Source organism: Stagnimonas sp. FW305-C-60 (genome assembly GCF_058782965.1).
In genome coordinates this window covers 34,203-46,669 of record NZ_JBYSYF010000008.1, presented here as the reverse complement: position 1 = coordinate 46,669, position 12,467 = coordinate 34,203, and the positions used below count along the sequence as shown (strand labels likewise).

General features: G+C 68.3%; 12 protein-coding genes. 3 read left to right on the top strand and 9 right to left on the bottom strand.

Annotated features, from left to right (window positions below):
• Positions 1-52 precede the first annotated feature (52 nt).
• Positions 53-484 (bottom strand): low molecular weight protein-tyrosine-phosphatase, encoded by a 432-nt coding sequence (locus AC3WT6_RS16345; RefSeq protein ID WP_492654670.1) that lies wholly within the window; start codon positions 482-484, stop codon positions 53-55.
• A 22-nt stretch (positions 485-506) separates the two neighbouring features.
• Positions 507-1,481, bottom strand: a complete 975-nt coding sequence (locus AC3WT6_RS16340; RefSeq protein WP_492654669.1) for an NADPH:quinone oxidoreductase family protein — start codon at positions 1,479-1,481, stop codon at positions 507-509.
• Between the two features lie 190 nt (positions 1,482-1,671).
• On the opposite strand from AC3WT6_RS16340, the gene AC3WT6_RS16335 reads away from it, so the two are divergent.
• A complete protein-coding gene (locus AC3WT6_RS16335) occupies positions 1,672-2,073 on the top strand; it encodes a hypothetical protein (protein ID WP_492654668.1) in 402 nt (133 codons plus the stop codon).
• Positions 2,074-2,155: 82 nt separating this feature from the next.
• Here the strand turns inward: AC3WT6_RS16335 and ssb are convergent, their stop codons facing one another.
• Together ssb and AC3WT6_RS16325 are read right to left on the bottom strand one after the other, a co-directional pair.
• Positions 2,156-2,659, bottom strand: a complete 504-nt coding sequence (ssb, locus tag AC3WT6_RS16330; protein ID WP_492654667.1) for a single-stranded DNA-binding protein — start codon at positions 2,657-2,659, stop codon at positions 2,156-2,158.
• Between the two features lie 13 nt (positions 2,660-2,672).
• A complete protein-coding gene (locus AC3WT6_RS16325) occupies positions 2,673-3,854 on the bottom strand; it encodes an MFS transporter (protein WP_492654666.1) in 1,182 nt (393 codons plus the stop codon).
• Between the two features lie 67 nt (positions 3,855-3,921).
• On the opposite strand from AC3WT6_RS16325, the gene uvrA reads away from it, so the two are divergent.
• A complete protein-coding gene (uvrA, locus tag AC3WT6_RS16320; RefSeq protein WP_492654665.1) occupies positions 3,922-6,834 on the top strand; it encodes an excinuclease ABC subunit UvrA in 2,913 nt (970 codons plus the stop codon).
• A gap of 16 nt (positions 6,835-6,850) precedes the next feature.
• Here the strand turns inward: uvrA and AC3WT6_RS16315 are convergent, their stop codons facing one another.
• The 5 genes from AC3WT6_RS16315 to AC3WT6_RS16295 all read right to left on the bottom strand — a co-directional run bounded on the left by AC3WT6_RS16315 (position 6,851) and on the right by AC3WT6_RS16295 (position 11,706).
• A complete protein-coding gene (locus AC3WT6_RS16315) occupies positions 6,851-7,288 on the bottom strand; it encodes a universal stress protein (protein ID WP_492654664.1) in 438 nt (145 codons plus the stop codon).
• A gap of 86 nt (positions 7,289-7,374) precedes the next feature.
• On the bottom strand, positions 7,375-7,830 hold the full coding sequence (locus tag AC3WT6_RS16310) for a universal stress protein (RefSeq protein WP_492654663.1): 456 nt from the start codon (positions 7,828-7,830) through the stop codon (positions 7,375-7,377).
• Between the two features lie 88 nt (positions 7,831-7,918).
• The gene (locus AC3WT6_RS16305) at positions 7,919-8,173 is read right to left on the bottom strand and encodes a DUF1272 domain-containing protein (protein ID WP_492654662.1); all 255 of its coding nucleotides are present in this window, start codon (positions 8,171-8,173) and stop codon (positions 7,919-7,921) included.
• 67 nt (positions 8,174-8,240) lie between these two features.
• The gene (locus AC3WT6_RS16300; RefSeq protein ID WP_492654661.1) at positions 8,241-10,415 is read right to left on the bottom strand and encodes a PQQ-dependent dehydrogenase, methanol/ethanol family; all 2,175 of its coding nucleotides are present in this window, start codon (positions 10,413-10,415) and stop codon (positions 8,241-8,243) included.
• Positions 10,416-10,563: 148 nt separating this feature from the next.
• Positions 10,564-11,706 (bottom strand): metallophosphoesterase, encoded by a 1,143-nt coding sequence (locus AC3WT6_RS16295; RefSeq protein ID WP_492654660.1) that lies wholly within the window; start codon positions 11,704-11,706, stop codon positions 10,564-10,566.
• 74 nt (positions 11,707-11,780) lie between these two features.
• Between AC3WT6_RS16295 and AC3WT6_RS16290 the strand changes: the two genes are divergently transcribed.
• Positions 11,781-12,380: an LON peptidase substrate-binding domain-containing protein gene (locus tag AC3WT6_RS16290; protein WP_492654659.1), complete on the top strand. Its 600-nt coding sequence runs from the start codon at positions 11,781-11,783 to the stop codon at positions 12,378-12,380.
• The last annotated feature ends 87 nt before the right edge of the window (positions 12,381-12,467 follow it).

The window sequence follows — 12,467 nt, the reverse complement described above, 5'->3', positions numbered from 1 at the left end:
GGGGCTGTGAAATGGGGCGCGATTATAGGCCGCGCGCGGCCTGGCCTGGCGACTATTTGAGCTTGGAAAGCCAGTCGCCGACGTGCGCTTCCATCTGCTGGTAGGCGGCGACGAAGTCCTCGCGCGGCTGCCGGTAGGGGTCGGGCACGTCTTCGTCCTTGCGCCACTTGCCGAGCTTGTGGACCTTGCCGCGGAACTGCGGGTAGCGGCTGTTGATCCAGGCGTTGTGCGAGCCGTCGAGGGTGAGCACCAGATCGGCCTGCTGGAGCATGGGCAGCGTCAGCTGCTGGGCGCGATGGCCGGCGATGTCGACGCCGTACTCGGCGCTCACCTCCACCGAGTAGGGGTCGGCGCCATTGCCGATCAGGGCCATGGTGCCGGCCGACCAGATTTGCTTGCCTTCCAAGCGGGCCTTGAGCAGGCCTTCGGCGATGGGGCTGCGGCAGATATTGCCGGTACAGACTACGAGTATGCGATCAAACATCCGTGCTTCGAATCTTCATTGACTAGGGGATGAGGACAATCTTGCCGGTCACTTTGCGGTCCATCATGTCACGGAGCGCGCGGCCGGCCTCGGCCAGGGGATAACGGGCGGAGATATAGGGCTGGAGTTGGCCCGCCTCGATCCAGGCGAACAGCTGCTGGAAGTTGGCGAGGTTGAGTGCCGGCTCGCGTACCGCGAACGCGCCCCAGAACACGCCCACCGCCGAAGCGCCCTTGAGCAGCAGGCGGTTGGCGGCGAGGTTGGGGATGGGGCCGGAGGCGAAGCCGATCACCAGATAGCGGCCGTTCCAGGCGATGCAGGAGAGGCACTCCTCACCCAGCGCACCGCCCACCGGGTCGTAGATCACATCCGCGCCCTGACCCTTGGTCAGGGTCTTGATCGCGTCTTTCAGCGATTCCTTGGAGTAGTCGATCAGCGCGTCGGCGCCCTGCGCCTTGCACAGTGCCAGCTTCTCGGCGCTGGAGGCGGCGGCGATCACCCGCGCTCCCATCAGCTTGCCCAGTTGCACCGCCGCCAGACCGACACCGCCGGCCGCGCCCAGCACCAGCAGGGTTTCGCCGGGCTTGAGCTGGCCGCGCTGCTTCAGGGCGTGCAGGGTGGTGCCGTAGACCAGCGGAAAACCGCCCGCCTCGGCCGGGTTGAGCTGCGCCGGTAGCGGCAGGGCGGCATCGGCGCTGAGCACGCACTCCTCGGCGTAGCCGCCGCTGGGCACGAAGGCGGCGACGGCGTCGCCGACTTTGTACTGGCTCACTGCGCTGCCCACCTCGGTGACCACGCCAGCGACTTCCGCGCCGGGCGTGAACGGCGGCTCCAGCTTCATCTGGTACTTGCCGGCGATCTGCAGCGAGTCGGGAAAGTTCACGCCCGCGCTCTTCACCGCCACGCGCAACTCGCGCGGGCGCAGGGCGGGCGAGGGGCGCTCTTGCAGTTCCAGCAGCTCGGGGCCGCCGAGCTGGGTGCAGACGATGGCTTTCATGGGATGGCGATTGGCGACGACGAGGTCGCCATGCTCGCCGATTGCCGGCGAAAACCCAATGGCCGGCTCCGGTGAGCCGGTCCGAGACCACCGCCGGTCGGGACTGAGTATTCCTGGCCACGGCCCGCACCGCTGCCCCGGTAGACGGGAGCGCTATAAGCACAGGTGAACTGCGGGCAGGAGGCTCGCCATGCACATCTCATCTCAAGTCCGCGAATACGCGGTGATCCAGATTTGCCGGGACTACCGTACCGACTGGCCAGGCGCGCGTCTGCGGATTCGCGACTTCGCCGAGGCCTGGAAGTCCACCGGCCTGCGCGAGGCCGATCTGGCGCTGGCCCTGCGGGAGATGCTCGATGCCGGTGTGCTCAGCGGTCAGCCGCTGGGTCTGGATTCGGAACTGAAAGTCAGCAGCGTCGGCGCCGAGCTGATGGGCAAGGCCCTCGGCGGGCTGGATGGGCTGGTGGAAAGGCTGCTGGTTCAGCACACTCTGGAGCGCGCCCGGCGGCGGCTGCGGGGCGGCCGTCCGGTGAGCGGGACTCAGCCTCCTCCCAGACGTCGCAGCGCCGATCAAGGTCGCGCCAGCTCCTGAGATCGCCGCGTCGCCGGGCTCAACGAAATCAGCCCCGGAGACCGGGGCTGACTGGGGTGACAGGCTCTCGCCTCCACGGGACTCAGAACGGAATATCGTCGTCGTCGAAGCCGCCGTGCTCCGGCATCGGCGCCGGGGCGGGTGCCGCCGGACGGGCCGGGGCGCTGCTGCGCGCCGGCGGCTGGTCGTAACCGGAGCTGCGGGCGTAGCCGCCGCCACCACCACCGGCTCCGGCGCCGCCGCCTTCACCACCACGGCCGTCGAGCATCTGCATGTCGCTGACCACGATCTCGGTGGTGTAGCGGTCGATGCCGTCCTTCTCCCACTTGCGGGTGCGCAGGCTGCCTTCGACGTAGACCTTGGCGCCCTTCTTCAGGTACTGACCGGCGATTTCCGCCAGCTTGTTGAAGAACACCACGTTGTGCCACTCGGTCTTTTCCTTCTTCTCGTTGGTGGCCTTGTCGGTCCAGCTTTCGGAAGTGGCGATGGTGACATTGGTGACCGCGCCGCCGGAGGGCAGGTAGCGCACCTCGGGGTCTTTGCCGAGGTTGCCGATGAGGATGACTTTGTTTACGCCACGGGCCATGAGCCTGTCCTTATTAGTCGTGAGTGGGGGCCGCCGCCGCTGCCGCAGGCGGTGCGCGCAGGCCAGTGGCGAATGATAGCCAGATCAGCGGCAGCACGGCCGCCGCCGCGAAGGCCGCCGACAGTCCCCAGTGGCCCTTCACCCCACCCAGCAGGGCGCCGCCGAGCATGGGGCCGAGGAACTGGGCGCTGCCGTAGACGCCGAGCGCCGCACCGCGCTGGTTGGCGGGCGCGCGGCGGCTGATCAGCGAGGGCAGCAGACCTTCCAGGGTGTTGAAGGCGACGAAGAACAGCGTCAGCGCGCCGACCAGCACCGCCGGCTGGCGGTAGCCCAGGGCCAGCAGCGGCAGCGCCAGGGCCAGACCGACGATGGCGGTGAGGAACAGGCCACGGGTGGCGTGGCGGCGCTCGGCGCGGCGCACCAGCGGGAATACCGGCAGCAGCGACAGCAGCAGCACCGGCAGGTAGAGCTTCCAGTGCGCTTCCGAAGGCAGGCCCAAGGTCTCGACGATGGCGAAGGGCGCGGCGACGAACAGGCCGGTGAGCAGGGCGTGCAGCAGCAGGATGCCGCCATCCAGGCGCAGCAGCTGGGGGTCTTGCAGCACCGACCAGACGCCGGCATTGCTGACCTTGGGCAGGGTCGCGGTCGGCACCAGCCAGAGCACTACCGGGATGCCGCCCAGGGCGAGCAGGCCGGTGAGCCGGAAGATGCCGTCGACGCCGATATGCCCGGCCACCACCGGCCCGGCGACCAGGGCGCCCAGAAACGCCAGGCCCATGCCGGCGCCGAGGATGGCCATGGCGGTGGTGCGTACCTGGTCGCGGGTGAGGTCGGCGAGCAGGGCCGACACCGCCGAGGACACCGCGCCCAGGCCCTGCAGGATGCGACCGGCGATGATCCAGTGGATGTCCTGGGTGGCGCCGGCCAGGAAGCTGCCGGCGGCGAATACCGCCAGGCCCAGCACGATCACCGGCTTGCGGCCCCAGCGGTCGGAAGCGATGCCCAGCGGAATCTGCAGGCCGGCCTGGGCCAGGCCGTAGATGCCGATGGCGAGCCCGATCTGCAGATCGCTGGCCGGCACCGGCAGGGCGTGGGCGTAGAGCGCGAACACCGGCAGGATCATGAACATACCGATCATCCGCAGCGCGTAGATCAGCGCGAGGCCGATGGTCGCGCGGATTTCCAGGGCATTCATGTTGCTAGACGTTTCGGGTGTTCAAGGCCGCGCATAATAGCCGATCAACTTTTGAGCCCCCCTGTCCATGAGCGCGAGCAGCAACCAGATCACGATTCGTGGCGCCCGCACCCATAACCTCAAGAACGTCTCGCTGAGCCTGCCGCGCGACCAGTTGACGGTGATTACCGGGCTGTCCGGTTCCGGCAAGTCCTCGCTGGCCTTCGATACCCTGTACGCGGAAGGGCAGCGGCGTTATGTCGAGTCGCTGTCGGCTTATGCCCGGCAGTTTCTGTCGATGATGGACAAGCCCGACGTCGACTCCATCGAGGGTCTGTCGCCGGCGATTTCCATCGAACAGAAGTCGACCAGCCACAACCCGCGCTCGACGGTGGGCACGGTCACAGAGATCCAGGATTACCTGCGCCTGCTGTTCGCCCGCGTCGGCACCGCCCGCTGCCCCGACCACGGAGTCGCGCTGGAGGCGCAGAGCGTCGCGCAGATGGTCGATCATGTGCTGGCCCTGCCCGAGGGCTCCGCCTGGATGCTGCTGGCGCCGGTGGTGCGTGGCCGCAAGGGCGAGCACGCCGAATGGTTCGAGCAAATGCGCGCCCAGGGCTTCGTGCGTGCCCGCGTCGACGGCAAGGTGCTGGAGCTGGACGAGACGCCGATCCTCAACCGCAAGCTCAAGCACGACATCGAGATCGTCGTGGACCGCTTCAAGGTGCGCGCCGATCTGAAGCAGCGCATCACCGAATCCTTCGAGACTGCGCTGCGGCTGGCGGATGGTCTGGTGCTGGTGGCGCCGCACGGTGGTGAGGCGGGAGGCGGGAGGCGGGAGGCGGGAGGCGCCGCCGGGGCGTCGGCTGAGCAGTTCACGCCTCAGGCCTCACCCCTCACCCCTCACGACATCACCTTCAGCAACCGCATGGCCTGCCCGCACTGCGGCTACTCGGTGCCGGAACTCGAACCGCGGCTGTTCTCCTTCAACGCCCCGCACGGCGCCTGCCAGACCTGCGACGGCCTGGGCAGCCTGCAGGTGTTCGATCCGCAGCGGGTGGTGGCGGCACCCGACCTCTCGCTCGCCGACGGCGCGATCAAGGGCTGGGATCGCAAGAACGCCTATTACTGGGCGCTGATCGAAAGCCTGGCCAAGCACTACAAGTTCGACGCCGGCAAGCCGTTCCAGAAACTCGCCGAGAAGATCCGCAGCCTGATCCTCTACGGCAGCGGCGAGGAGAAGATCGAGTTCCACTATCCGGACATGAGCGGCAAGCGGGTCAGCCGGGTGCATCGCTTCGAGGGCATCATCCCCAACCTCGAACGCCGCTACAAGGAAACCGAGTCGCTGGCGGTGAAGGAGGAGCTGGCCAAGTACCTCTCCGACAAGCCCTGCCCGGACTGCGGCGGCGCGCGGCTCAACCGCATGGCGCGCAATGTCTTCGTCGCCGACCATCCCATGCACACGCTCAGCGCGCTATCGATCCGCGAGGCCGAGCACTGGTTCGCCAACCTGCGCCTGCCCGGCCACAAGGGCGAGATCGCCGAAAAGATCCTGAAGGAAATCGTCGCCCGCCTGGGCTTTCTCAACAACGTCGGCCTCGACTACCTGAGCCTGGCGCGCAGCGCCGAGACGCTCTCCGGCGGCGAGGCGCAGCGCATCCGCCTGGCCTCGCAGATCGGCGCCGGCCTGGTTGGCGTGATGTACGTGCTCGACGAGCCCTCCATCGGCCTGCACCAGCGCGACAACGAGCGGCTGCTGAAGACCCTCTTCCATCTGCGCGATCTCGGCAACACCGTGATCGTGGTCGAGCACGACGAAGACGCCATACGCCACGCCGACCATGTGGTGGACATCGGCCCCGGCGCCGGCGTGCACGGCGGCCGCATCATCGCCCAGGGCAAGCCGGAGGACATCGAGAAGCACCCCGACTCGCTGACCGGCAAGTACCTCTCCGGCGTCGAGAAGATCGCGATCCCCAAGCAGCGCCACCCGCCCGATCCGAAGAAGATGCTGGTGATCCAGGGCGCGCGCGGCAACAACCTGAAAAACGTCACGGTGGAGATTCCCACCGGGCTGATGACCTGCGTCACCGGCGTCTCCGGCTCCGGCAAGTCGACGCTGATCAACGACACCCTGATGAACTACGCGGCGCGCCACCTCAACGGCGCCGCTAGCCGCTGGGCCGAGTGCGACGCCATCGGCGGCTTCGAGCACCTCGACAAGCTGGTGGACATCGACCAATCGCCCATCGGCCGCACGCCGCGCAGCAATCCGGCCACCTACACCGGCCTGTTCACCCCGATCCGCGAGCTGTTCTGCGAGGTGCCGGAAGCGCGCGCGCGCGGCTACGAGGCCGGGCGCTTCAGCTTCAACGTGAAGGGCGGGCGCTGCGAGACCTGCGAGGGCGATGGCCTGATCAAGGTCGAGATGCACTTTTTGCCCGATGTCTACGTGGTCTGCGACACCTGCAAGGGCCGCCGCTACAACCGCGAGACACTGGAGATCAAGTACAAGGGCAAGGGTATCGACGAGGTGCTGGGCATGACCGTCGAGGCCGGCCTGGAGTTCTTCAAGGCGGTGCCGGCGCTCAAGAACAAGCTGCAGACCCTGATGGACGTGGGCCTTTCCTACATCACGCTGGGCCAGAACGCGACCACGCTCTCCGGCGGCGAGGCGCAGCGCATCAAGCTGGCCAAGGAGCTCTCCAAGCGCGACACCGGCCGCACGCTCTACATCCTCGACGAGCCCACCACCGGCCTGCACTTCCACGATGTCGCGCAGCTGCTCAAGGTGCTGGAGCGCCTGCGTGATGCCGGCAACACCGTGGTGGTGATCGAGCACAACCTCGATGTCATCAAGCGCGCCGACTGGCTGATCGACCTTGGCCCCGAGGGCGGCAACGGCGGCGGCGAGATCGTCGCCCAAGGCACGCCGGAGCAGGTGGCGGCGAACAAGCGCTCGCACACCGGACGCTTCCTCAAGGCCATGCTGCGCTAAAAAGCCGGCGGAGGATCTAGGCCGGTTTCAGGGCTACCGCCAGCACGTCGCAGCGCGCCTTGCTGACCACGCCCTTGTCGGTGTGTGCGAACAGCGCGCCCAGACCGCGGGCGCGGTGATGGCCGAGGATGATCAGATCGGCCTTGAGCTCCTGCGCGACCTCGAGGATGGTGCTGGTGATCTGCCCGATTTCGATGCGCAGCCGCGCCGGCTCCAGGCCGTGGCTGGCGCACAAGGGTTGCAGCGTCTTCTTGGCCAGCTCGCTGAGCTCGCTGGTGACATTGGTCGGCACCACGCCGACATCGCCACTGAAGTCGCTCAAGACCGGCTCGACCACATTCAGGACGTCGAGGCTGGCGCCAAACTGGGTGGCCAGCTGATGGGCATGGGCGAGCAGCGGGCGCGCCTCGTCGTCGGCTTCAACCGCCACCAGGATGCGTTGATAAGTGCTCACGGGGGACTCCAGGGTCTACAGGGGTGCCTTGAAGTCTGTACCTGCACGCGCCCCCGCCGGTTGACGTGGATCAACCGGCGGCGGTTTCAGGCCTTGGCGGTGGCGCTGGGCGGCGTCAGGGCCACCACCAGCACGTCGCAGCGCGCCTTGCTGACCACGCCCTTGTCGGTGTGCGAGAACAGCGCCGCCAGACCGCGCTGGCGGTGGTGGCCGAGAATGACCAGATCGGCGCCGAGCTCCTGGGCGACATCGAGGATGGTGCTGGTGATCTGCCCTACTGCGACGCGCAGCCGCGCCGGCGCCAGGCCATGGGCGGCGCACAGCGGTTGCAGCGTCTTGCGCGCCTGCTCGCTCATCTCGCTGCTCAGGTTCATCGGGATCACGCCGAGATCGCCGTTGAGATCCATCGGCATCGGCTCGACCACGTTCAGCACACTCAACTCGGCGCCGAACAGGTGGGCCAGGTCGTGGGCGCGCGCCAGCAGGCGATCGGCCTCCTCGTCGGCTTCGACGGCAACCAGGATGTGGCGGTAGGTGCTCATGACGGACTCCGGCAATTAGGGCAGCTTGAGCCTGCCCGGGAATGGCGACGGCGCCGATGACCGAGGTCAATAGCGCCGTCGCTGGCAGTCAGGCGCTGGCAGCAGGCCGGCAGGCGGCCGGCTGGTAGACCCTGAGGGTCGAGGCGGGATACTTGGCCAGCAGGTGCGCGGGTCGTCGCGGCCGGGCAACCAGGCCGCCGCCGCAATTGGGGCAGATGCCGCCCAGCGGGCCGTCGGCACAGGCGGCGCAAAAGGTGCACTCGAAGGAGCAGATGCGTGCCTCCTCGGAGTCCGGCGGCAAGTCCTTGTTGCAGCATTCGCAACTGGGGCGGAGCTGGAGCATGACGACCCTCCGGTGGCGCTGGCGGAGCCCATTGTGCGTCCGCCTCGCCGCCAGAACCAGCCCTAGTTCAGCCGTCGATCCAGCCGCGCTTGAGCAGCTCCATCTTCACCATCAGCACGATGAAGCCCCAGATCGCCTTGACCTGCGACCACAGCGTCGGCTTCTCCTCGGCGCGCAGGCGGATGTAGTGGCGGATGGAATCGAGTTGCTCGTCGCTCAGCTCGTCGAACTTGGGCATGCCACGCGCCTCCAGCGCGCCGCCCTGGACGATGGCCTTGAAGGCCGGCGCGGCGAGCGGCAGCGGCGAAGCGCGCAGATCCGGCGCATAGCCGCCGGCGACCACGCCGGTGCCGTGGCAGATCGTGCAGTTCTTGCCGTAGAGCGGCTTGCCCTTGGCGGCAAGCGCCTGGTCGATCACGAAGCTGGGGTCGTGCAGCGGTTTCACCTCGCTGGGCGCCGCCGAGGCCGGCAGTGGCGCCTTGCCGTCGAGCACATAGGTGAGCAGACGGCGGGGATGCTCGCGGCCGACCCAGCCGTGCTGGGCGGAGAGCGAGCCGAGCAGCATCTGGCCACCGGCCCAGCCGGCAAGCACGCTGACGTACTGCTTGCCGTCCACCTCGTAGGTGAGCGGCGGCGCCTGGGTGCCGACGCCCATCGGCGCGCTCCACAGTTCGGCGCCGGTGTCGGCATCGTGGGCGACGAACTTGCCGTCGGCCTGGCCCTGGAACACCAGGCCGCCCTGGGTGACGATCACGCCACCGGCGGTGGCGCCGGGTGTGGGCAGCTCCCAGGCCTTGGTCTGGGTCAGCGGGTTCCAGGCCAGGAGCGAGCTCTTGCCGGCGTTCTTGGGTACGTCGTCGAAGAAGCCGGCGATGCCCAGCGGACCGTCCTTGTCCATCTGCCAGGTGCGCGGGTCGATCTCCTTGTCGTTGTAGTAGCCGGCCATCTCGCGCGCCGGGATGTAGACCAGCCCGGTCTTCGGGCTGTAGGCCATCGGCTGCCAGTTGTGCAGGCCGCCGGAGCCGGGCCAGGTCAGCGCCTCGCCACCTTCGTAGCGCACGCCCTTGTTCTCCACCGGCCGGCCGGTAGTCATGTCCACCTTCTCGGCCCAGGTGACCTTGCCCAGCTTCTCGGCGGAAATGAGCTTCCCGGTCTCGCGGTCGAGCACATAGAAGAAGCCGTTCTTGGGAGCGTGCATCAGCACCTTGCGCGGCTTGCCATCGATCTCGACGGTGGCCAGCACCATGTCCATCGTCGAGTTGAAGTCCCAAGTCTCGTTCGGCGTGGTCTGGTAGTGCCAGAGGTATTCGCCGGTGTCGGCGTCGAGCGCGACCACCGAGCACAGGTAGAGGTTGTCGCCGCCCTTGGGGTTGCGCAGCTTGGCGTTCCAGGGCGAGCCGTTGCCGGTGCCGAGGTAGATGCGGTTGTACTCGGGGTCGTAGGTCATGGCGTTCCAGACCGTGCCGCCGCCGCCGAACTTCCACCACTCGCCGCTCCAGGTCTTGGCGGCTTCCTCCATCGCCTGGTTCTCGAAGCCGTCGGCGGGATTGCCCGGCACCACCCACCAGCGCCAGGCCTCTTTGCCGGTGTCGGCGTCATAGGCGGTGACATAGCCGCGCACATGGCCGAAGTCGGCGCCGCCGTGGCCGATGATGACCTTGCCCTTGCCGTCCTTGCCCGCCCAGACGCGCGGCGCGCCGGTGATGTAGCGGTTGTCGCCCGGCTCGGTGGTGAGCGTCTCCCAGACCAGTTGGCCGGTCTTGGCGTCGAGCGCGAACAGTCGGCCGTCCTGCACGCCGGTGTAGACCTTGCCCTGCCAGTAGGCCAGCCCTCGGCTGCCCCAGGCCATGCGCATCTTCTTGCTGTCGACCTTGGGGTCGTACTTCCACAGCAGCGTGCCGGTCTTGGCATCGACCGCATGCACCACGCTGTAGCCGACCGCGAAGTAGAGAACGCCGTCGATGGCCAGCGGCTGGCTGGAGACGTTCCAGACATCGGGGAGTTCCAGCGACCAGGCCAGGCCCAGGCGCGAGACGTTCTGCTTGTTGATCTGGTCCAGCGTGCTGAAACGCTGCTCGTCGAAGTTCTTGCCCCAGGCCGCCCAGTTGCGGCTGTCGGCCTGGTTGGCGAGCGCGGCATTGTCGATCTCGGCGCTGGCCGGCTGACCCAGGCCGGTACCGAGTGCGAACAGGGCCAGCGCCAGGGCGCGGCTCCAACGGGCCGCGTGATGGGCAAGAAGCATGATTTCCCCTCCAGGAAATGGCCGATGCAGTGGCACCGTGCCGGGTCGTCCGCGAGTGTGCGCAAGCCGGCGTCGGCCCCCATCGGCCGAATGCAGTAGCCGGGCGACAATTCGCGCCCAGGAGCGGAAGCTGCGGTGCGGGCGGCCCTCAGGCCGCGACCAGCCTCAGCAGGGTGATCTCGGAAGGCGCGCCGAAGCGCAGCGGCGGTCCCCAGTAGCCGGTGCCGCGGCTGGTATAGACCCAGAGCTGCCGCAGCCGGCGCAGGCCGGCGGTGTAGGGCTGTTGCAGCGGCACGAAGAAGTTCCAGGGCAGGAACTGGCCGCCATGGGTGTGGCCGGAGAGCTGCAGGTGATAGCCGGCGGCGGCGGCCTGCGGCGCCGAGCGTGGCTGGTGCGCCAGCAGCAGGCGCAGGTCCACCAGCGCGGGCGCGTCGGCGAGGGCGCCGGCGGGATCGCTGTGGTGGTCCGGGTGGAAGTGGCCGCCCGAGTAGTCGGTGACGCCGGCGACCAGGAGCTGCGCGCCATCGTGGTCGAGCACCCGGTGTTCGTTCATCAGCACCCGCAGGCCCAGGCGCCGCCATTCCGCCACCCAGGCCTCGGCGCCGGAGTAGTACTCGTGGTTGCCGGTCACCGCATAGACGCCGTGGCGTGCCTGTAGCTCGGCGAGCGGCGCGACATGCGGGCGCAGCCGGGCGACGCTGCCATCGACCACGTCGCCGGTGATCGCCACCAGATCGGCCTTCAGGCCGTTGACCCGCTGGACGATGGCGTCGAGATAGCCGCGGCGGATGGTGTGGCCGACATGGATGTCGCTGATCTGCGCGATGTGGAAGCCGGCCAGCGCCGCCGGCAGTCCGGCGATCGGCACCTCGACGGTCACCACCCGCGCCAGCCGGCGCGCGTTGAAATAACCGACGAGGCTGATCAGCGCGCTGAGGAGTACCACCGCCTGCGCCGAGACCGAGCGCAGCGAGTCGCCGGTCCAGGCCGCCGGCAGCAGCGGCGCGGCGAGTAGCAGCAGGTCGCGCAGAAAAGTGAGGACCAGCAGCGAGGAGAACACGCCCATCGCCAGATAGCCCAGCCAGGCCAGGGCATCGGCCAGCCAGTGCGGCCTGAGGCCGCGCAACAGCAGCAGCGGCGCCGGCGTGGCGAGGGTGGAGACCGCCAGCCAGAGCAGGCCGAGCACCATGCCCGTCTGGCCCCAGGGCAGATCCGGCAGCAGGCGCCAGCCGACATAGGCGTGCAGCAGGGCGCTGATCAGGCCGAGAACCAGGAGAGCTTTACGGGGCATGTCAGCGACTATTGGAGCGGCGCGGCGGCGATTCAATGGCGTAGGCTAAATATGGAAGCTAGATCGGGGGGCGCATGCAGCCGCAGACACTGCTGGAGATTCCGATCTTCCCGCTGACCACGGTGCTGTATCCGGCCGGGCGGCTGCCGCTGCGCATCTTCGAGCCGCGCTACCTGGAGATGACCAAGGCCTGCCTGCGCGACCAGAGCCCGTTCGGCGTGGCGCTGATCCGCGCCGGCTACGAGGTCGGCCAGCCGGCGATCCCCTGCGACTGGGGCTGCACCGCGCGCATCGCCGAATGGGACATGCCGGTACCCAGCCAGTTCCACCTGCTGGCGCGCGGCGAAAGCCGCTTCCGCATCCGGCGCCGCTGGACCGAGAGCGATGGCCTGATCCGCGCCGAGGTCGAACTGGTCGAGCCGCCCGACCCCTTGAACTTGCCGGAGCGCTACCGCCTGCTCGGCCAGTTGCTGGAGCGTCTGATCCGCGAACTGGGTGCCGAGAACTTCCCACAGCCGGCGCGCTTCGACGATGCCGCCTGGGTGGCCTACCGTCTCTGCGAGCTGCTGCCGGTGGCGCCGGAGCGCAAGCAGCAACTGCTGGAAGAATCCGATCCGCGGCGGGTGCTACAGGCCATCGAGGACTATGTGCAGCGACTGCCGGACGAAGACTAGGGCAGCTCTTCGCGGAAACGGTGACCTGGCTGGTCCCCTTCCCCCGCTTGCGGGGGAAGGCCGGGATGGGGGCGAACGCTAGCAGCG